The organism is Paenibacillus glycinis (assembly GCF_009909185.1).
Taxonomy (GTDB): domain Bacteria; phylum Bacillota; class Bacilli; order Paenibacillales; family Paenibacillaceae; genus Paenibacillus_Z; species Paenibacillus_Z glycinis.
Map to the genome: position 1 here is coordinate 16,424 of NZ_JAAAMV010000001.1, position 20,307 is coordinate 36,730.

The 20,307-nt window shown below is 56.2% G+C and carries 13 protein-coding genes; all 13 read right to left on the reverse strand.

Features of this window, described 5'->3' with window-relative positions:
- Positions 1–45: 45 nt before the first annotated feature.
- The 13 genes from GT019_RS00065 to GT019_RS00125 all read right to left on the reverse strand — a co-directional run bounded on the left by GT019_RS00065 (position 46) and on the right by GT019_RS00125 (position 20,305).
- Positions 46–609: an NAD(P)H-dependent oxidoreductase gene (locus tag GT019_RS00065; protein ID WP_161739959.1), complete on the reverse strand. Its 564-nt coding sequence runs from the start codon at positions 607–609 to the stop codon at positions 46–48.
- 37 nt (positions 610–646) lie between these two features.
- The gene (locus GT019_RS00070; protein WP_161739961.1) at positions 647–2,125 is read right to left on the reverse strand and encodes a YhgE/Pip domain-containing protein; all 1,479 of its coding nucleotides are present in this window, start codon (positions 2,123–2,125) and stop codon (positions 647–649) included.
- Positions 2,126–2,490: 365 nt separating this feature from the next.
- On the reverse strand, positions 2,491–4,506 hold the full coding sequence (locus GT019_RS00075) for a hypothetical protein (RefSeq protein WP_161739964.1): 2,016 nt from the start codon (positions 4,504–4,506) through the stop codon (positions 2,491–2,493).
- 91 nt (positions 4,507–4,597) lie between these two features.
- On the reverse strand, positions 4,598–5,725 hold the full coding sequence (locus GT019_RS00080) for a beta-galactosidase (protein WP_161739966.1): 1,128 nt from the start codon (positions 5,723–5,725) through the stop codon (positions 4,598–4,600).
- Positions 5,722–6,786 (reverse strand): SGNH/GDSL hydrolase family protein, encoded by a 1,065-nt coding sequence (locus tag GT019_RS00085; RefSeq protein WP_161739968.1) that lies wholly within the window; start codon positions 6,784–6,786, stop codon positions 5,722–5,724. The genes GT019_RS00080 and GT019_RS00085 overlap by 4 nt, the downstream gene beginning before the upstream one ends.
- Complete coding sequence (locus GT019_RS00090; protein ID WP_161739970.1) at positions 6,761–9,490, reverse strand: alpha-L-rhamnosidase; 2,730 nt, start codon at positions 9,488–9,490, stop codon at positions 6,761–6,763. Before GT019_RS00090 ends, GT019_RS00085 begins: the two co-directional genes overlap by 26 nt.
- Positions 9,491–9,514: 24 nt before the next feature.
- Positions 9,515–11,182 (reverse strand): SGNH/GDSL hydrolase family protein, encoded by a 1,668-nt coding sequence (locus GT019_RS00095; RefSeq protein WP_161739972.1) that lies wholly within the window; start codon positions 11,180–11,182, stop codon positions 9,515–9,517.
- 101 nt (positions 11,183–11,283) lie between these two features.
- A complete protein-coding gene (locus tag GT019_RS00100) occupies positions 11,284–13,083 on the reverse strand; it encodes a type 2 periplasmic-binding domain-containing protein (RefSeq protein WP_161739974.1) in 1,800 nt (599 codons plus the stop codon).
- A 92-nt stretch (positions 13,084–13,175) separates the two neighbouring features.
- Positions 13,176–14,075, reverse strand: a complete 900-nt coding sequence (locus GT019_RS00105; protein ID WP_328803880.1) for a carbohydrate ABC transporter permease — start codon at positions 14,073–14,075, stop codon at positions 13,176–13,178.
- Positions 14,072–14,974: an ABC transporter permease subunit gene (locus GT019_RS00110; RefSeq protein WP_161739976.1), complete on the reverse strand. Its 903-nt coding sequence runs from the start codon at positions 14,972–14,974 to the stop codon at positions 14,072–14,074. The genes GT019_RS00105 and GT019_RS00110 overlap by 4 nt, the downstream gene beginning before the upstream one ends.
- Before the next feature lie 152 nt (positions 14,975–15,126).
- Positions 15,127–16,914 (reverse strand): cache domain-containing sensor histidine kinase, encoded by a 1,788-nt coding sequence (locus tag GT019_RS00115; protein WP_161739978.1) that lies wholly within the window; start codon positions 16,912–16,914, stop codon positions 15,127–15,129.
- Between the two features lie 16 nt (positions 16,915–16,930).
- Entirely contained in the window at positions 16,931–18,574 is a 1,644-nt protein-coding gene (locus GT019_RS00120) for a response regulator (RefSeq protein WP_161739980.1), read from the reverse strand.
- Positions 18,575–18,736: 162 nt separating this feature from the next.
- Positions 18,737–20,305, reverse strand: coding sequence for a glycoside hydrolase family 32 protein (locus GT019_RS00125; protein ID WP_161739982.1), 1,569 nt, complete (start codon positions 20,303–20,305; stop codon positions 18,737–18,739).
- Between the last annotated feature and the right edge of the window lie 2 nt (positions 20,306–20,307).

Below are 20,307 nucleotides of genomic sequence, written 5' to 3' on the forward strand. Positions count from 1 at the left end.
TTGTTCGCCGGCGGTAACGGCCGAACGGCGCAGCGCTTTGGTGATTCAAGGATTTCCAAGCGAGTTCCTGCCGGCCGCAACCGCGATTGCAGTATGGGCCACGCGTTTTCCCAACACTTCCCCCAGCTCGAGACCCTTCGCGAATAGCGATTGAATGAGCTCATCGTTGGTTTCTTCGACGGGAGACGTCACTCCGACTCCATAATAGCTGCCGTACAGCGCGTTCTCCGGAATATTGGCCGGCAAGCCGACAACCATCATGCCTTGGTGCAGCATCGGCGTGATCAGGTTAAGCAAGGTTGCCTCGATACCGCCATGAATGGTGACCGTCGTACAAAATACCGCGCCGACTTTATCCACTAACGTCCCGTTTGCCCACAAATACCCGAGTTTATCGATCCATTGCTTTAAGCCCGAGCTAATCGTGCCGAAGTGTCCCGGACATCCCCAGATAATGGCATCCATATCGGCCAGATCCCTGACGTTCGCCTTATTCACGTGATTGATGAACACCTTGGCGCCTTCCACGCTTTGTGCTCCTTTGGCAATGGAACGGGCCAGTTGTTCCGTATGCCCCGCTTCGCTATCGTAAACGATATAGATTTTCATCGATTGTTCTCCCCTCTTGACGGTTATTCAGACCGGCTTATGACTCGTTTTTCTGCTGGCGCCCCGTCAATTTCTTCAGCGTTTCCCGGTAGGCTTTATCGGGGGGCATTCCTTCGTATCGGTCCTCTTCCTTGTTAGCGGCATCGTTCAGCTTCAGCAGCGCCTTCCGGTATTCGTTGTCGGTGAACGGCCCATCTTCTCTCGCGGGCTGAGGCGGGGTCAAGAAACCTCGAATGGCGTTGCGGAATTCGCCATCCTTGATGGGCAAGTCCGTATGAGCCGCCGCTGCCTCCGCGCGGGAAGAATCGCCGGGTACGTCCGTATCCAGACGCTTACGCTCCATTGCGTTATCGGCCGTCCGGTGCCGCTTCACCACCGATAAAAGGATCAAGCCGACGGCAACGCCGCCAATCGCGGCCAGCGTCCACGTCGGGCTTTCCAAATTCAATCCTCTGAAATAAAACAGATCCCGCAGCCCGTCCGCCGCGAACCGAAGCGGCATCCAGTCGTACAGGAAGCGGCGGCTGAATGCCGGCAGCAGCTCCGGCGGAAGCGCGAGCAGCGGGGCCGAGAAAAAGAAAAGCAGCACGAAGAGCGGCATGCCCACGAAGCCCAGCCAGCTGACGACCGTCGTCTGGACCAGGAAGAACACGAGGCAGACGAAAAATAAATACCAGCCGATGCCGGCGTAATCCGGGATATGCAGGCCGAACCATTGGCCGGCGATCCAGAGGATGCTAAGCGCGGCGGCGCCCGAGGCGGGGATGCCCATGAGGATTTGGGACGCGCGGATACCGAAGCGATGCAGGCGGAACCCGTTCGCGGTCGCCCGGTTCGCCGCCACGAACAGCATCATCGTCGCGACCATCGCGGCGAACCAGACGAGCTGGGTCAACACGACCGGCGCGTTGCCGTTCGAGCTGTTCGAACCGACGGCGTTGATGCTGCGGCTCGAAACCCGGATCGGCTCGGCGAGCGCGTCCGTCTGCGCGGGCGTCAGCGTACCGCCCGGACCGGCTTGCGCCAACAGCCGTTCGCGAAGCTGGGCGTTCGCGGCGCCCAGCATCTGCGACACGATGCCGCTTGCCATCGTCGCGCCGTTATAATTCATGCCCTGGTTAACGTACAAGACGGTGGAAGCGGACCGCGGATCGGGCGAGAGCAGGCTCGACAGCTTCTTCGAGAAATCCGCCGGAATGACAAGCGCGGCATAGGCCACTTCGCGGTTCATCGCCTTGATGGCCGCAGCCTCGGAAGAAATGACGTGCCAGACCAGCACCGGTCCCTCTCCGCCCGGCGGCTCGGCATTCCGCAGGCGCTCCGACAGGTCGCGCCCGAAATTCGTGTCGCCGGCGGGCGTCATCGTGCCGGCATCTCCCTGCACGAGCAGCACGGGCAGGTCGCGCGGCACCGGGTTAACGCTTGAACCGAGCTGCGCCAAGCCGAGGACGAGCACAACGAGAAAGACAAGGAGGACCGTAAGATAAGGATGCCTTTGTCGAAAAAATCTGATCATGAACCGTTTAAGCCTCCACTTCATTCATTCTACGTTCGGTTAATAAAACTAGAAAAAAGAAATCACTTTCGCCTTGGGGTCACGGCGAAAGCGACCGTGTTTCGAATACGACTCCTAAGCTCGACGCGTGACTGGACTCCGCGTCTCGGAACATCATCCGGATGAATGCCCGGTCTTTCGTCTGGAAATCCTATTCCGTGCATTCGCCTCGCTTTCCTCCAATTTCATTCAACGAATGTATAACGAAATACTAAACGATTTTCATCCGCAAGTCAATTCATGGACAGCGTGCGGCATACGTGCAACATATGGAAGGAACCGGCTTTATCCGCGTCGCAGCTGCGATTCAAAGGGATTGGACGGTTTTACGGGCGCTCCCTGCGATAAAACATCCTGCTCTGCCAGCTCCCGATGCGATCCAGCGTAAGGATGGTCTCGCCTTTGCTTTGCCGATAAGCGTCGTCCGGCACCACGCGGCTGCTGCCGTCGGCCATCAGCTCGCAGACGGTTCCGATGTCCGCCGCTGCCCGCAGCTTGACCTCGATCGCGCTCGCATCGTCGAACGACCCGTTCACTAACAGGACGAACCAGGCGCTGCCGTCCTCCGCTTCTTTGAAGAACGGCATCACCTTGCAGGCGCGGTCGATGACAACGGGAAGACGCCCGTAGCTCAGCCAATCCGAGATTCGCAGCAATTGCGTTCTTTTGACCCCGGAGTGGATATGCTGCCAAGGGATGTAGCCTTGAACGGCAACCCGGCCGCCCAGCGTATTCTCGTATACCGAGGAGACCGGACCTAGATCCGCATTGCCGAAGCTTACCAGCCGGCTAAGCACGCGCACATCCTCGCGAAGCGGGGTCAAGGCGTAGCACAACCCTTTCGACATCGAATTGCGCGCGTCTCTCTCCTCGCCCTGGTGGCCATCGTTCAGCGGATCGTCCGTCAAACGTTCCAGTACCCCGTTGTCATAGATGCGGTCAACCGCTACTCCGCAATAAGCGCCCAAGCCGCGTTCGGTTAAAATCTCCAACGCGCGACCGTCCAGCAATACCCCTCGGCTTAACATCGCGACCAGCTCTTCCGTCGCGTACGCTTCCGGCATGTTCCCCCAGAGTACGACTCCGCATGCGGTGGCCTGATTCATGGCCAGCGGAATGCCAATCTCGCTCAGCACGTAAGGCTTCGGGGAATTGTCTACCGCGATGCTGTCGAACCAGTTGCCGTTCTCGACGTTTCTTTTGGCTTCATAGGCGGCAGGCAAGGCGGGGTAAAGCCCCGCCGTTCTATACGCCCCGGCAATGCGCTCCATCTCGGCCCATAACGGTCTGCTCGCTCGAATGCCGCGCATCAGCTCGCGATATTCATCCAGCGATCCCTTCTCTCCCTTCAGCGCGTCGAATGCCACGCCGTTCGAACCGGCCATGATCGCGGCCGTGCATTCCAAGAGCGTGATATGCACGGATTTGGCCAGCCGTTGGAAAGGGAAATTTTCCAGCTCGTACTGGATATCCCGGACGGATTCCGGGTAGATTCCGATTTGACGATTCGTCTCGTGGATTTTGCGAACGAAGCCGAACGGCTTGCCGTCTTCGAAGAAACCGCCGCCCGGCCGGGCCTTCACGGCTTTCAACGCGTGAAACCATTTCGCGTAATCCGCGCCGGAATACGTGGAGATGCCGAGACTTACCGTCATCAGGCCCAGCTCGATCGATGCATCCACGCCATGAACGGCTTCCGCGATATGCGCAAGCAAGCGTTCGATCGTCGCTATGTTCTGCGCGACCCACCGCTCCCGGTGGATTCCGCCTTCGCTCGCGTTCAGCTCGCTCACCAGCTGCTCTCTCGAGAAGTCGGATGCGCAGCTGCGATTATAGATTCGCAGGCATTCCGGACAGAAGCAAGCATAGTCGACGCCCAAAGCGAACATCCGAACGTCGTCGTCGACCCAGATGAAATCCGGCTTCGTCTGCGCGGCAAGCCTATATTTGTCGGCAATATAAGCGCGAAACTCGGCGGAGTTCGGACAGAAGCTGCTCGTGGACGCCGCCCCGTCCGGCCCCACGGCTCCCTGATAAGGCAGCGCCGGCAACCAGTCCCACGCTTCCGGAAAATGGCCGAGCGTGGCAAGCATGTTCACGCCGACGTTCCGGAAGCCGGCCGCGCGCAAACGCGCGATCCGATCCTCGATGATGGCGCATCTGGCACTAAATTCATCTAACGGATAGTAACCTTGATGCCAATACTCCGAAAATATCGCGAGCTCGTCGATACAGTCCTTATAGTCCGTTAGGAAGGCCAGGAGCTGCCGAAATTGCTCCTCCTCCTCGTAGCGGTTCACGACGATCCGAAAAGAAAGCTTCAACTCGCCCGATCTGCCCATCGCTTGCCTCTCCCTCTATGGTCAAAATGACAGCCCCATGAACGCAAAAGCCCGAATCGGCGCTGCTTAAGATCGAAAATCCATGCGTCTATCATGGCGTGAGCGGTATCAGCTTGCCCTCGCCCGGGTCCAACCGAATCGTCAATCTTCGATTGTCCTCGAACACGACGACCGATTCGGCCGGTCGCGCATAATCGCGGTTCACCACGAATAATGAATGAGGCCGATTGCCGCTGGCGAAACAACCCGCGATAACCGGATCTCCCTCCAGGTCCGTCACGGGACCGAAGGATCGGCCTGCATGCTCGACGCCGGGCAGCGCGTCCCCGGATACGAGCAGCCCGACGGACTGCAGCGACTGCAGCATCGGACCAACGGAAGCCACTTCGCGATTCACGATTTGAACGTTCCGATAGGTCGAGGTCTTGGAACCGTCCATCCGGATCAGCGCCTCCCCGTAAGTTTCTCCGTTCGCGGGTTCCGGCGTCCAATAGGTAAAGTACTGAATCCCTTTCGCGCCGAACGCGAGACTGACATTGACTTGCCAACGGATCTCCGCCTCGTTCGGTTCCCGGTACGTGCCGTTGAAGCCGATCGCTTGGATGAACAGCCAGAACGGCACTTGGTGCAAGCGGCATGCTTCGCGGATCGTCCACAAGTTCGCGTAATACGTCGCCTTCACCGAACCGTCCATCCGCAAAGGATAGTAGTCGTACGATAACACCTTCGGCTTGAACGTCCGCAGGAACATTTCCACGTGGTCCGCGTACGCGTCCGTTCCCAATTGCTGGGCGGACGCATAGTCAGGCAGCAAATTCACGTAGGCCAGTCCGCCCGGTACATGCGATTCGTAGGTTCGGGCAAGCGCTGCCAAGCGGTCGAATTGGTCGGTGCCCGGCTCGTCGTAGAACAAATGTCCCATATAGGCGGGATGGGAGGAGAATGGGGATACCAGCGGCTCCAGGACCGACAATTCGGTCACATCCAAATTTTTCACGAGCGGATCGCTGACGATATACTTCAACCCGTTTGCCAGCGAGCAATCCAAAGCATGGATCACCGCCTCCTCGCCGTGTTCGATTTCCCTGAATCCGATCACGAACGTAAAACCGGCATCGCGAATATCCTTGTAGCTTTCGACGGAAACCTCATGAGCCGGTGGCGGTACCCAAAGGCCGATCGGAAACGGCCGCAAACCGGCGGATATGGAATCGTTCATTGCTTGCTTCCTCCATTCAATATCGTTTGCAAAATCGGCGTCAAGCGGTCCGCGATGCTCATAAAGCCGAGATCGGTCGGATGAACGCCGTCTACCGTGCATTCGTTCCAGAGATCACCGGTCAAATCGGCGCCATCGTAGAATGCGATATATCGATCGCCAAGACCGCGAAGCCGCTCGACCAGCTCCCGCTGATAATCCCGTCTCGCGATCCTGTCCTGCCTGGATGTCGTCAGCACGTGTTCGTATCCGTACGGAATCCGCGACAGGACGAGGATCGGCACCTCGGCATGCCGGCTTCGCAATATGCGCAGAAACTCGGGCATCGTGCGAATCAGATGATCGATATGCGGATTATTCGCGTCATAATCGATCACGAAGCAGCCCGGGTCGTCGATCTCGCTCATGAACGTCGCGATTTCCGGATCGCCCTGACCGTTGCCCGAGAAACCCAGATTGATAAATTCCCTGTCGAATCTGCGGCTCAGCATGTTCGTATACGACATGCCCGGCCGCGACGCGCAGCCTCCCTGCGTAATCGAAGTTCCGTACAGCACGACTTTGCGATCCGACGCATAGGCCGGATAATCAAGCAAGCAAGCCTCCGAATCCACCCCGATCCGAACTTCATGGACGCCCTGGAACAACGGGAAATTCAAGGTGACGGCGCGCATCTCCGGTTCCAGTCCTTCGAAGAACGCGTACTCGTAATGATCGGCATCGTGCGGGAATCTCGTCGTTCCGAAATACTGCTGCTCCCCGGGTCCTCCCAGATAACAGTCGAATCCGTTCACGGCCGTCGCGGGGATATGCTCCGCGGCGTTCGGCGCGAACAGCTTGACCCGAATCGCGAGCTTCGTCGCGTTCGTGCGGAAACGAATTTGTCCGCCGGACGTGTGATACGCCAACTCGTCCAAGATTTCCCGTATGGCGCCTGGCGCCGTGACCGGCAGCCGGCGATACTTGCGCTCCTTCGCCCACCAAGCGAAGCCGGCGATCTGAAAGGGAGCTTCGTCGGGCGAGAGCCACTTCAACTCATCGTTGGGCGCGGTTCGTTCCATCGTTAGCGCTTCCTCCATTCGGCGATTTTGACGATTTGAACCGGGTCCGGAAACGGTATTCGCCGGACCCTGCTTGAAAGACGCGCCTGTTGCCGATAATCCCGAGATCGATAACGGACGCGCCCGTCCCGTCAGTCGCCCCGCCCGGTATCGGTTGCCCGCTTTCATACACGGGCTCGCCGTCCGCGTACGGGATATAGATGTCGGCTATCGTATTCGGCGGGATCGTCACCTGCATGTCGGCGATATCGTCCTCGATCGACCACCGGCTCCGGATCGTCCCGTAGCTGCATTCATAGCGGCAATCCACGAACGAGAGCCTCTCGTTCATGATGGGACGAATCTGTATATGCTTGAACCCCGGGGTATCGGGATGCCTGTCGATCCCGCCCATGTAACGATACATCCATTCCCCCACGGCGCCGAGCGCGTAATGGTTGAAGGAGTTCATGCCGGGATTCTGGAACCCTTTCTCCTCGGTCCAACCGTCCCATCGCTCCCAGATCGTCGTCGCCCCGTTGCGAACGGAATAGAGCCAGGAAGGATACGTGTCCTGCAGCAGCAGGCGGTAAGCCGCGTCCTCGTAGCCAGCTTCGCATAATACCGGCAGCAAGTATTTGATGCCATGGATCCCCGTCGTGATATGCCAGCCGCGCCGCTCGATATCCGCGACCAGATGGGCGGCGGCTTGACGCCTCGTCTCTTCGGGCAGCAAGTCCATGAATAACGCCATCGCGTAACCGGTCTGCGTCTCGCCCGCGATTCGGCCGTCCTCGGCGACGAACGCTTCGTTATACCGGGCACGAATGCGTTCGAATAACGCGCCGTACGAAGCAGCTTGCTCCGTTCTCCCTACCGCCTCCGACATGTCCGCCATGAGCTTGGCGCAATAGGCGAAGTAAGCGGTCGCGAACGCGTCCATCGGCGTGTTCGCGTTCAGCGACAGCCAGTCTCCGTAATACTGGGTATCCGTGCGCAGCAGGCCCGGATTCATCTTGACCAGATAAGCCATCCAGGCGGCCATCGCGTCATAATGGTCTTCGATGAGCTTCCGATCCTCATAAACGACGTACATCGTCCACGGGATGATAACGCCCGCGTCGGCCCAGCCCGCGGAGGCGACGAACGTGCTCCAATCCGAGAAGCCTTTGAGAAACGGGGCCGTGTCCGTGAAAGCGCCCGTTTTCCGCTGCGCGTCCGCGATATCGGTCATGTACTTCGCGAAGAAACCGGCGGCGTCCATGTTATACGTCGCCGTGCGGGAGAAGATCTGCGCGTCCCCGGTCCACCCCATCCGCTCGTCCCGCTGCGGACAGTCCGTCGGGACGCTGATAAAGTTCGCGCGCTGCGTCCATAGGATGTTGCCGAACAATCGATTGACGCCCGCATCGGACGTGACGAGCCCGCCTGTCGGCTTCATCGCGTTGTGGATGACGCGTCCCGTGATTTCGATCACGTTCACGTCCGCGGATGCGGCGATCTCCACGTACCTGAAGCCGTGAAACGTAAACTTGGGCTCGTATCGTTCTTCTCCCTCGCCTTTGAGGATGTAAGTATCCGTCTGTTTCGCCGTTCGCAGGTTATCGGTGTAGATCGAGCCGTCCGGGTTCAACACTTCCGCGTAGCGCAATGTAACCGTCGAGCCCCGTTCGCCCGTCAATCGGATGCGTACCCAACCGACCATATTCTGGCCGAGGTCGACGAGCTGCGCGCCGGACGCAAGCGTCTGCTTTGCAATCGGCTCCTTTTCTTCCATGACCCGGATCGGCGGGCTGATCTGCGCATGAATCCATCCTTTGAAATCCCCGAATGCATGAGGGCTGCGCCAGGCCGAATCATCGAAGCCCGCTTCGTTCCAACCGCCGTGCTCCAACCTGGCGTCGTAGCGCTCTCCCATCAGAAAGTCCGAGCACAGAATCGGTCCCTTGCTCTCTTTCCACGAGGCATCCGAGACGATGGTCTCCTCCGTGCCGTCTTCGTAACGGATATTCAGCTGCAGCATGAAACGAAGCGCCTCGCCGTACAGGTTCTTCCCGTACCAGGCGATGTGGCCGCTGTACCATCCCTCTCCGAGAATGCTTCCGACGGCGTTCGAGCCCTCGCGAAGCAATGCGGTGACGTCATACGTCCGGTAATGAACCCGCGTATGGTAATCGGTCCATTCCGGAGCGAAATAGTCCTCGCCGACGCGGCTGCCGTTGAGGCTGATCTCGATCGCGCCGAAGGCGGTCGCATGGATCGTCGCGCTGCGGACCGGTCGGCCGATCGCGAACGATTTACGGAAGAAGCCGGCTTCCCGGCTTCCTTCGACGGGCGCGAAAACCTCGCCGATCCAATTCGCCTTCCAATCGCTCCGGCTCAGGAGTCCCATGGACCATTCGCCGATGTCGCTCCACTCGGACGGATTCCCTCCCGCGTCCCATACGCGGACCTTCCAATAATAGCGCTCGTTGGACAATAGAGGCGTCCCGTCATAATTAACGAATACCGACTGATCCGAGTTCACTTTCCCCGAATCCCAGACGAATCCGGATTCATCGAGGAGCTGCCGTTTGTCCGCGGAGACGAGGATGCGGTATGCGGATTGGAGAAAGCCCCTTGCCTTGGTCTCGGTCATCCAACTCAATCTTGGCCGCGGCGAATCGATGCCAAGCGGGTTGACTAAATATTCCGTTTTGAGATGCGTCGGGATGATGCTGTGCATGTTAACGCCTCCGATTTGTCGACTTCATTCGTTCTCCAGGATTTTCAATATGGCCTTGCCGAGCACGCGATCGAACGGCCCCCAATTCTGGTCGACTAGCCCGTAAGGATGGTTCACCATGTTGCCTTTGAGCTCCGTGAGGAAATACTTCCCGAACAAATGAAGCTGGCTGAAATAGGCGTAAGCGCCGACAAAGGCCATTCCATATTCGGCGGCCAGGCTGCGATACAGCTCATGATACTTCCGAAAGCTGCTTGAAGAGCCGTTTCCGGAGAAGAGCGGGTTGGCTCCGTTATTCGTCAGGAGGATGCAAGGAATGCCGGCAGCTTGGATGTTTTGCAAAATATCGCGGGCGGCCCGCTCGGTCTCCTCCGGATCGCCGAAGCAGACATCGTTGATAAAATACTCCATCACGATCAAGTCGGGCGCGACGCGCAGTACTTCCTCGCGGAAACGATGCCGGCCATGGCGCATCTCCTCCCCGCCGTACGCAATGATCGAGGTCGAGATGGCGGTTTGCGGATAGGCCTGCCTGAGTTCCCTGACGACTTGAGCGGGCCACAATCCGGCACGCGCGTTGCTGGCGCCGAAGAACGCGACGCGCACCGGATGTCCGGAAGCGGCCTTATGCCTGAACCCGTCCAGATGACCGGGCTGCTCCAAGGGAATGAAGGCCAGCGGATCGCTGCCGTTAAGCGCCTGTCTTCGATCGAATATCATGTCCGGGTAAGCTGTAACGCGGTATTCGCCAGACAAGTCAAGCTTGGCATCCGACTCCATTGGCGAGAAATCCAGCTCCAACCCCCAGCTTACCGGATATCGGTAGGCGGACTGCGCGAGCAAGGGCAGCTTCCGATCGGGCGGCAGCGGCTTCTGTTCCGTCCATCGCAAATTATCCATCGTCAAGGATTCCGCCGTGCCGTAATCCTCGCCCGTAGCGCCGATCCTGACCCGGTATCGTTCCTCGGCATCGCTAGCCGCGGCCGTAACCTCGACCACGTAGGTACGTTCCGCCATGTCTTCGTATCGTCCCTTCAGAACCGGCAGCGATCTCTTCGACCGCGAAGAAGGAGGCGAGCTGCTCGCGGCGATCACGCTGCCTCCGCCGTAGATGCAGGTCTGTCCCCAGCCCGTGAAAATATGGGCCAAGACGAATCCCGCATGAACCGGCGGCGGCTCGGGCAGCAGCAGCTCGCGCGACTCCGGCGCGGCGCTTGCGCCTTCGACGACTTGGATCGTGCCGTCCTCGCGCAGAACGACGGCATCGTATCTGCATAACCATGCCTCGTAATCGATGGAAAGCTCTTGCTCCGCGGCGATCTCCCCTTGCGGATGGCGCTTAATGGTGCCCCAATAGCTGTCTTCGGTATAATCGACTTCCGAAACGTAACGCTTTTCCCGGTCTCGGGAAAACACCTGCAGCGATCCGGGAACCATGCGTTGATAAGGCATTCCGGCCGAGCCGCGCAGGCTCTCGCCGTTCCAGCCGCTCGGGGAAGCGGTCCCTTCGCCTTGAATGCGATAGATTTGCTTGTCATACCGCCTCTGCCCGCCCTCGCGAATACGAACCGAGACCGTCTGGGCAAGCTCGATAAGCCGATCGCCCGTATCGATTATTCCCGGCTCGACGATGACGTTCATGGAAGCCGGCCTCGTAGGCACGACCGCAAGGCCCGAATAGTTAATGCTCATGGCTGTCTCCTCCCGCTAAGTAAAAAGGGACCCCCTAAGGCAGTCCCTTTTTGCTGCATCCATCCCCGATGACCAGGGTTGAAGCGACGCTGCGTCCATTCCTATTCCAGGTTGTTGTCCTTCGCGAACTTTTTGGCATCATCGATGAGCTGGTGGAACTCGGCATACGCTTTGTCCACGCCCATCGCGACGAAATCGTCGACGGCTTTGTTCTTCGCGGCATCGAAGGCGGCGTCGTCCTTGGCCATGATGTATTTGGCGACGTTCGCCAAGAAGTATTGGTCCGCTTTAACGAACACCTGTTGACTCGGTTCGGACAACTGCTTGACGAATGCCGTGTACGCGAAGTACTTGGAATCCGTAACGGCTTTTCCGTCTTTGACCAGCTTGTCGTATACTTGCCCAGGGTACAGCTCGGCGCCGTTTTGCTGAGCGAGTTCCTTTTCGGCTTTCGTAATGGTGGCCGGGTTGATGACAAGCTTGAGATCGAGCGGATATCCGTCTTCCGCCGTCCAGGCTTCATGCAGATTCGATAATTTGTTCAGCGTCGTCACGCCTACGCTTTTCACGTAATCGTTGTACCCCGGATCGGAAGGATTCGCCATTTTGCCGATCAGCTGCGGCTTGCCGTCCACGACGTCCCAATCTACGCCTTTCACGCCGGTAAACAGCAATCTTCCGCCTTCGTCTCCGCTAAGGTAGTTGAACAGCTCCATCGTGCGTTCCGGATATTTATTCGCCTTGGTAATGGCGCGAGCCGGCCCCAATAGATTTCCGCCGGGAGCATCTTTGGCATACAACGCCATATAGCCTGGGAACGGTCCGGGCAGCTGCTGCAATTCCGCATTATCGTTGCCGGTATTCGCGATCAGATCATTGCCGCCCGTCCAGAAGCTCGCTGCCGAGTTGAAGACTTGGCCGTTGTTCAGCTTGGCGATGTACTGATCGATTTTCTGCGTGAAACCTTCCGGATCGAACAATCCCATGCGGTAAGCTTTATTGAAGAACTTGATTCCGTTCCAGAATACGCCATCCTTGTCGAGGTAATTGTCGACGACGTCTCCGGTCGTCGCGCTGATGGACGTATCCGCCGTCCAGTTGTTGTACCCCATGGAGAACGGATACGAAATGATGTAAGGGAACGGATCCGCGGCCCATGCCGAGAACGCGTAGGTTTTCTTGCCGTCCTTGGTTTTCGGGAACTTATCCTGCATTTCTTTATTGACCTTCAGGAAGTCGTCTTCGTTGCTCATCGCCGGGGCGCCGATCGCTTTATACAGATCCCATCTCGTGTAGAACCCGGCAAGCGCGGTCAACAATGGCGTAGGCGTGCTTGCCGCTTTGTTCACCCGAACCGGCAGGAAATAGACTTTGCCCGTGTTGTTGCTGGCCGTCGCTTTCATGATATCGAGTGCTTGCGGCGTATTCTTCGTGATGTTCTGGCCGTATTTGGCAATCAAATCATCGAGCGGAATGACCTGGCCGCCTTGAATCAAGGAGTCGACCAGCGCGCTGACGGATCCGCCGGTCGTAATCACGTCAGGCAAGTCGCCGCCGGCGATCAACGTTTTCTCTTTGACGTCGTCGCCCGTGATGAAATCAAGCGTGATGCCGAATTTCTTCTGAATTTCCTTCGCGATGCTGGTATTCCAAACGCCCTTGTTATCGTCCGTGCCGCCGATGAATACTTTCAGCGTAATGGGATCCCGGGGAAGCTCGCCGTTATCCGATCCTGCCGAAGCGTCAGGCGTATCGGTTGACGCATCCGCGCCGTTGGATGCGGCCGGCTCGGAGGATGCCGCATTGTTCGTGTCATTCGTATTGTTTTTGCTTGAGCAAGCCGATAGCATCAGAAGCATCATGACCAGAACCATCGCAAGCGGATATCTTCTCTTCTTCATCGAATAGCCTCCCTGGAATTATCGGTTCAAAGATGGATCTATTGATAAATGGTTCTCTAGAAAAACCATCGTATCCGCATTCTATAGCCGCATTAACCTTTTACCGCGCCAAGCATGATGCCCTTGATAAAATTCTTCTGCAGGAAGGGATAGACCAGGATAATCGGAAGCACCGAAATGACGGTGATGCTCATCTTGATCGTTTCCGGCGAGAGATGGAGCTGCCTGCCCGAACCCGCATTGGCCAACATGGCCGATATGTCCTGGGTCAAGCTCTGCGCTTCGTTCAGATAGCCGAACAAGATGACTTGAATCGTCTGCAGGTTGGGATTCTCGACCAACAAGTAATTATCGATCCAACTATTCCAGCAGCCTACCGAGGCATAGACGGCAACCGTCGCGACGATCGGCTTGGACAACGGAAAGATAATGCGATTGAAGACGGTCATGAACCCGGCGCCGTCGATTTGAGCCGACTCTTCGAGCGAGGCGGGCAATTGCTCGATATACGTCTTGATCAGGATGATATAGAAGGCGTTAATGATGCCCGGCAGGACGTAGAGGAGGAAGGAATTGCGCAATCCATACGTCTTCATCGTGATATACCAGGGGATCAAGCCCGAGTTCAGATACATGGATGAAATCACGATACGATACATGACTTTGCGGAAAGGCATCACGTGTTTGGTGAACAGATAAGCAAGCATCGAGGAGAAATAGACGCATAATACGGTGAAGATCACGGTTTTCTCTACCGAAACCAGAAAGGCATGCGGAATCGTATGAAGGCTGAAGATTTTGATATAAGCATCGACGTTGAATTGGCCCGGCCAGAGATACACGCCCTTTTGCGCCAATCGGGGTTCGCTGATCGAATAGATGAAGACGTAATAAAACGGATAGATGCAGATAAAGGAGAACAAGGCCATGAACGCGTAGTTCAAGATGTCGAAAATCCGTTCGGCCAGCGAACGCCGTTGGTTGCTTATCACAGGATCGACTCCCCCTTCGTTTTCTTGGAGAGATAGTTGACGGCGAACAGCAGCGCTATGCCCAGCAGAGACTTGACCATTCCCAGCACGGTAGCATAGGAATAGTCGCTGACTCCCCAGCCGACCTTGTAGATGTAGTAATCGAGGACATCCAATTTATCCGCTACGAGCGGATTATAGAAAACGAAAAATTGATCAAGGCCGTTGTTCAACAAATTGCTGATTTGCAGCAAGAGGAGAACGAATAGCGTCGGTCCCAGTCCCGGAATCGTGATATGGCGCATCAGGCCGAACTTGTCGGCGCCGTCGATGCGGGCCGCTTCGTACTGCTCGCTGTCGATTCCCGCGATCGCGGCCATATAGATGATCATCGTCCAGCCGATCGTCTTCCACGCGTACAGACCCGCCTGGAAAAACCAAGCCGCCCCGTTGTTGCCCATGATGCCGATCACGGGCACGTCGATATGCAAGTTGCGCAGCAGCGTATAATAGAGTCCCTCATTCGAAAAGATGGCGAACGATAAGGCGAATACGACAATCCAGCTTATAAAATTCGGCAGCGTCGTCACCGTCTGAATGAATCGCTTGAACTTGTTATGCTTGATTTCATTGATCATCACGGCCGCGATCATCGGCAACGGCGTGATCAGGATCATGAGGAAGCTCATCGCGAGGGTATTCTTGAGCACCCGGAAAATCTCGCTTCGTTCATGGAAGATCTTCACGAAGTTATCGAAGCCCACGAACTTCAGCTGCGAGAAACTGAGCGCCGGATTGTAGTTGTAGAAGGAATAGACCCAACCGAACAGCGGCACGAAATAGAAAGCGATCACGTAAATCATGAAGGGCATGGCGACCAGGAAATAGGTCCATCCGATTTTGTTCCGTTTAGATAGCATCCTTGATTCTCCTTACCTGTCGATAGTAGGTCTTCTATATTCATTATAGAAGGAGGATAATCGTTAAAAAATGGACTATCTAGTGAAATACACAACAAACCGAATGCCCAAAAGCGGCTTATCGCCGTCATGCCGAATTAGTTGCACTTTCTTTACGTTTTTTGCACTTTCGGAAGCTTAAAGTTCAATTCCGTCCCTACTTGCAGCTTGCTATGAATCTTGATGCCGTAATGGTCGCCGAAGTGAAGCTGGATCCGGCGGTTCGTATTGTACAAGCCGATCCCCTTCTTCTCCCGCGACGGTTCGCTATTGCCGTTCAACAGCGATGCCCGTTCCTCCTGCAGCTTCGCTTCGGACATGCCTTCGCCGTTGTCGGAGATGCTCCAGACGATCTGGTCTTTGTCTTCCGCGGCCATGATCGTGATCGTTCCGCCGGTTCGGTTTTTCAGCCCGTGCATAATCGCATTTTCGACCAGCGGCTGCAGCAGGAAGCGCAAAATCGGGTATTCGAGGACTTCCGGGGAAATCTGATACTCGAGCTTTACCCCGCCTGCCATCCGGTAATTCATGATTTTGATATAGTTCTCGATATACTCGATTTCTTCCCGGATGGTACAGAGCATGCCTTGCTTGAACATCGGCTGCAAATAGTCCCCGAGGGTCGTGATGCTCTCCACGATATTGTCCGCCTTGACCATAATCGCCATCCATTTGATCGTATTTAACGAGTTATAGAAGAAATGAGGGTTAATCTGCGACTGCAGCGCCCCGATCTCGATCGTCCGTTTCTCTTCCTGAATGGTTTCCTTCTGTTCGATCAAGTCTTGGATATTCTTGGACATTTTGTTGAACTGCGCGATGAGGATCCCGAGTTCGTTCTTCAAATCCAGCTTCAGCGTGAGTCCCAGATTGCCTTGTCCCATTCTTCGGACGACGCCGGTCAAACTGTTGAGCGGCTTCGTTACCCTGCGAATCCAGTACCGCGAAAGAATGGCCGCCGTTGCCAGGCTGAAAATAAACATCGTCACGACGATGAGCCGGAGCGTCGAAATATCTTTGGTGAATAGGCTGACGGGAATCTCGTGAACGAGCAGCCAACCCAAACTGTTGATCCGGTACGACATGATCTGTTTGCCGTTCCGTTCCGCGCTGGCGAACAGATCGCTTGCGTCCGCGGGAGCATCGGCGTTTACGGGGAGGGCGCCCTCTTGACCGATCTTCGTTTCTTCCCCGCTGGAGACGATCCTCCCCGTGTCGTCGACCAGATACAGTTCTTTATTTTGTCTGTCGTCGGCATGATTATAGATATCGTTGAAATACTTCATATCGATATTGAGGACAAGCGTAGCGGAGTGGTTATTCGAGAAAAAGCTGCGCGCGGCGGTAATATAATGCGTCGGCTTCGCGATCGTCCTGGAAGGCGGTTTCACGTCCGCGATATTAAAATCCCGATCGGTAAAGCCTCCGAACCAAACTAGCGTCTGCGCCGCCGACTTCACTTTTTCGAAAATCCGGGTTTGATAAAATTCGTTCACGGTACTGGAGGAATCGAATAAAATATCGTTGCGTTGCGCGGTCGCTCGAATCATGAAGCCGTTATCGCCGAAATAACTGATCGAGTCGATGTATTTATTGGCCGAAAGCGTTTCCGCGAAATATTGGAAAGCCGCCATCACCTGCACGACGCTGTTCGTCTCGGTCATGCTCTTGAAGTAAATCAAGCTTTCCAGTTCGGCCTTGAGGAAGAGCTGCCTGGATACCTGATCCACCTCGTTCACGAACACCGACAGATTATAATCGTTTTGCTTGAACTGCTGTTGATTTGCGTCTTTCGCATTGTTTTTCAATATATTCAAGATGCCGAAATAAGCGATCAGCGAGCTGATCGTGAAGATGAACAAGAAGATGACCAGGAACGAGACGACCAGTTGGTTCGCCAAGGAATAGCGATTTCCTTTATGGAAGATTCTCATCGTCGCCTTCGCCCTCTCTTTCCTCTCTGCCGTCCACGAACCAATGCTTCCGGAATTCATTCGGCCTCATGCCGGTCACCTTCTTGAAGATCCGGCTAAAATAACTGTCGTCCATATAGCCTGTCTTCTCGGCGATTTCATAGGATTTCAGATGCGTATTCATCAACAGGTTTTTGGCCATATCGATCCGATAATGGTTCAGGTATTCGATGAAGCTGGTCTGCAGATGCTTCTTGAACAGCTTGCTGAGGTAACTTGGATTCATTTTCACTTGATCGGCCAGCTGCTGCAGGGAAATATCTTGATCGTAATGGGTTTGGATATATTTGATCGCCTCGGCGATTTCTTTGCTGATCGCTCTTTTCTTCTTGTGATAATTCTGAACTTCAAGCAAATAATGCGTGAAAATCGCGATGTTCTCGTCCAAAGTCGCGCTTTGATGAATCCGGCCCGCATAATCGAGCGCCAGGCTGGAGATGTCGTTGGCGTAAATATTGAGGTTAACGGTCGGCCAGTGGATCCAGCGAATCATCATCACCTGGATGCCCTGCTTGGAGAGATTCTCAAGCTTTCCGAGCGACTGGATTCCGGCTTCGATTTCTTTGAAGTACTTCTCGTTGAACGGCTCCAGCTCGCGATACATCTTATCGAGCTTCACTTCCGCGTTTTTCCAGACGCGCTCCGTCTTCGTCAAGTCCGATCGGATATATTTCTCGTGCCCGAGAACGAATCTGAGCTCCAGCGCGCGGAGGCATTCCACGTACAGGTGCTTGATCGCGGCGTAGCCGTTGTCGATCGAACTGATGCCGAACGTGACGGACGCGTTCAGGTAGGATTTTATGACGCTGGCGATATGAGACAGGATATCCTGCAGCTGCTGATAGATACTCGACTCGCTGACGATATCTTGGAAGCTGAACGCCAAGATATAGTTCTCGTCACGCTCGTAGATGACTTCGCCCCGGTTGTAGCCGGCCAGCAGCTCGCTCACCATGTTCAGGATGCTGAATCGGATCAAATTCCCGTGGCTGTCTTTGAATTTGCTCTCCATCTGCTTGAAATTGTCGATCGCCATCACGCAGAGAATCAATCGCTCCGGCTGGAGACGGAAGCCGAGGTTTTTCGTGATGACGGCGAATTCCGCATCCGAGTACCGCCCGTAAGACATATAATCTTTCAGGGCGTTTTCCTTGAGATGGATGACGTTCAGCAGGTCGTGCCGCGGTTCCGCCGAAGACCGCACGCTTTTCGTTTGCAGTTCCGCCCGCACTTTTTGCAGCACCGCCACCATTTCGTCGATGGACATCTTGAACTTGAGGATATAATCGGTCACGCCGAACCGCATGGCTTTATGAACCCAATCGAATTCTTCGTAGGCGGTCAGAATGATAATCTTGGTCTGCGCGTCGTTCTCCCTGACGCGGGAGATCAGCTCCATGCCGTCCATATTCGGCATCCGGACATCGGTCAAGATGAGATCGGGCTTGGCTTGCTGATAGAACTCCCACGCAGCCTGCCCATTCGAGAAGTCCGCTACGACCTCCATGCCTATTTTCGCCCATTCGATCGAGTTTTTCAGGCCGATCCGCACCAGCATCTCGTCTTCTACGATAATGACCTTGATCATGACGCGCACCTCGCTTCTCTAGCTTACGTTTCCTAGTAATTACGATTATCAGGAGAAGACCCCGGATTGTAAATAGAAAGAGCCTATTCGGGTTAAGAATCGGCTCTTTCGCGGTAAATGCTGGGTTATATTGGTATGTTCGGAAACCGGAAACGGCGCCCGTCAATAAGGATTGGACGGCATCATTTCCCAGGCAAGGATGGATTCAAAGGAAGCCGCGCCGCCCTCGCAGAATAGATACACGCCGGTGCTATCCGGACGCTCCGGATATACCCGTCTCGCGATGGCCTGCCGATCGTTCGCGAACAGCTCGACGACGGACTTGTCGATATATACCGTCAGCTCGAGCTTCTCGCCGTCCGCCAATCGGAAAGGGGCCGCTTCGCGGATTCTCATGCCGGCCGTGCCGCTGCGGGTCGAATCGAACACGAGCTCGCCGGCCTCCGGGTCGTAGTAGAGCAGCGTCTCTTCCTTCCCGTCCGCCGACGCGCGCACCTTCAAGCCGACTTTGGCGGAGCTTCCGGGCGCGATCGTCAGCTTAAGCTCGGAAGACTCGCCATTCATGCCGGTCAGCTCGAGGCTCTCTTCGTCCCGGAGACTCGCGGCGGGGAATTCCATCGCGTTGTACCGCAGCGCGGCGAGCTCGTCGACCGGCGCCTGACGCAAATCGCCGTCTTCGCCCAGCCATAAGGTGCGAGGCAAGCTGAACACGCCGGACCACCCGTATTTCTCCAGGTCTTCCTCGGGATTATCGATCAGCCATGCCCACATGATCTGCCGGCCCTTCGCGTCCATCAACGCCTCCGGCGCCAAGAACGCCCGATCGCCCCAGGTCATTCGCCCGTGCCGCTCCGGCAGGAATCGCTCCCCTCGGTAATCGCCGATGTAATACTGGCAGCCTTTGTTGTGGGAGATGAACAGCTGCAGGTATTTGGCGGTAGGCTCGCCCCCGTGCCTCGACGACGGGAGCGGGAAGAAGCTCGGGCACATGTCGTCCTCGGATTCCTCCGTCCACTTGTTCGAACGGTCGCGTTCGTAGAAGCGGCCCGCGTATTCCCAGTCGATCAAGTCGGCCGAACGGAAGAGATCCGTGTAGTCGCCTCTCGCTTCCAGCGGGGAATCCGCCGCTCTCCCGAGCTTCCCGAGCACGCATAAATTGCCGGTCTGCATATAGTAAACGCCGTCATGCTTCCATATATTGCTCGGGTCGCAGCAGCCGGCGGAGAGCATCTCCCCGGCTGGACCGGCGATCTCGATAATGCCGAGTTCCGTGGCCTGCAGCGCGAGCTTCTCGAACTTCTCCCATTTGTCGTAGTGGCGATCCGAGCTCTTGGCGATGCCGACTCCGCCGCCGGACATCGTCTCGAGGTTCGTCGCCAAGCTCGAGTACGAGAGATAGGCCGTCCCGTCGTCGTCGACGAACGCGCCTCCGCTGAAAGCGCCGTTGTCCCCGTGGCTGGCGTCCAGCGCATCCGGGTGGAACCGCCAATGGACGAGGTCATGACTGGAAACATGCCCCCAATTATAGCTCTCCGCCGTCGTGTAGTGGTCCCTGTACAGGTACATCAGATGGTACCGGCCGTTCGCGTAGAACGTCCCGTTCGGGTCGCCGGGCCAGCCGAACCCTTCGGGTACCGCGAAATGGTACCCCGGGCGGTAAGGGTCGCCGAGCAGCTTGAATCGAATTTCCTGCGCCCCCCGAATTGCATCCTGAAGCTTTTGCTTGTGCACGA

Excerpts from the sequence above, each read along its gene's own strand:
- GT019_RS00095 (WP_161739972.1), bottom strand. The coding sequence starts at position 11,182 with ATGAGCATTAACTATTCGGGCCTTGCGGTCGTGCCTACGAGGCCGGCT.
- GT019_RS00090 (WP_161739970.1), bottom strand. The coding sequence starts at position 9,490 with ATGCACAGCATCATCCCGACGCATCTCAAAACGGAATATTTAGTCAAC.
- GT019_RS00065 (WP_161739959.1), bottom strand. The coding sequence starts at position 609 with ATGAAAATCTATATCGTTTACGATAGCGAAGCGGGGCATACGGAACAA.
- GT019_RS00070 (WP_161739961.1), bottom strand. The coding sequence starts at position 2,125 with ATGATCAGATTTTTTCGACAAAGGCATCCTTATCTTACGGTCCTCCTT.
- GT019_RS00110 (WP_161739976.1), bottom strand. The coding sequence starts at position 14,974 with ATGCTATCTAAACGGAACAAAATCGGATGGACCTATTTCCTGGTCGCC.
- GT019_RS00100 (WP_161739974.1), bottom strand. The coding sequence starts at position 13,083 with ATGAAGAAGAGAAGATATCCGCTTGCGATGGTTCTGGTCATGATGCTT.
- GT019_RS00080 (WP_161739966.1), bottom strand. The coding sequence starts at position 5,725 with ATGAACGATTCCATATCCGCCGGTTTGCGGCCGTTTCCGATCGGCCTT.
- GT019_RS00120 (WP_161739980.1), bottom strand. The coding sequence starts at position 18,574 with ATGATCAAGGTCATTATCGTAGAAGACGAGATGCTGGTGCGGATCGGC.
- GT019_RS00085 (WP_161739968.1), bottom strand. The coding sequence starts at position 6,786 with ATGGAACGAACCGCGCCCAACGATGAGTTGAAGTGGCTCTCGCCCGAC.
- GT019_RS00075 (WP_161739964.1), bottom strand. The coding sequence starts at position 4,506 with ATGGGCAGATCGGGCGAGTTGAAGCTTTCTTTTCGGATCGTCGTGAAC.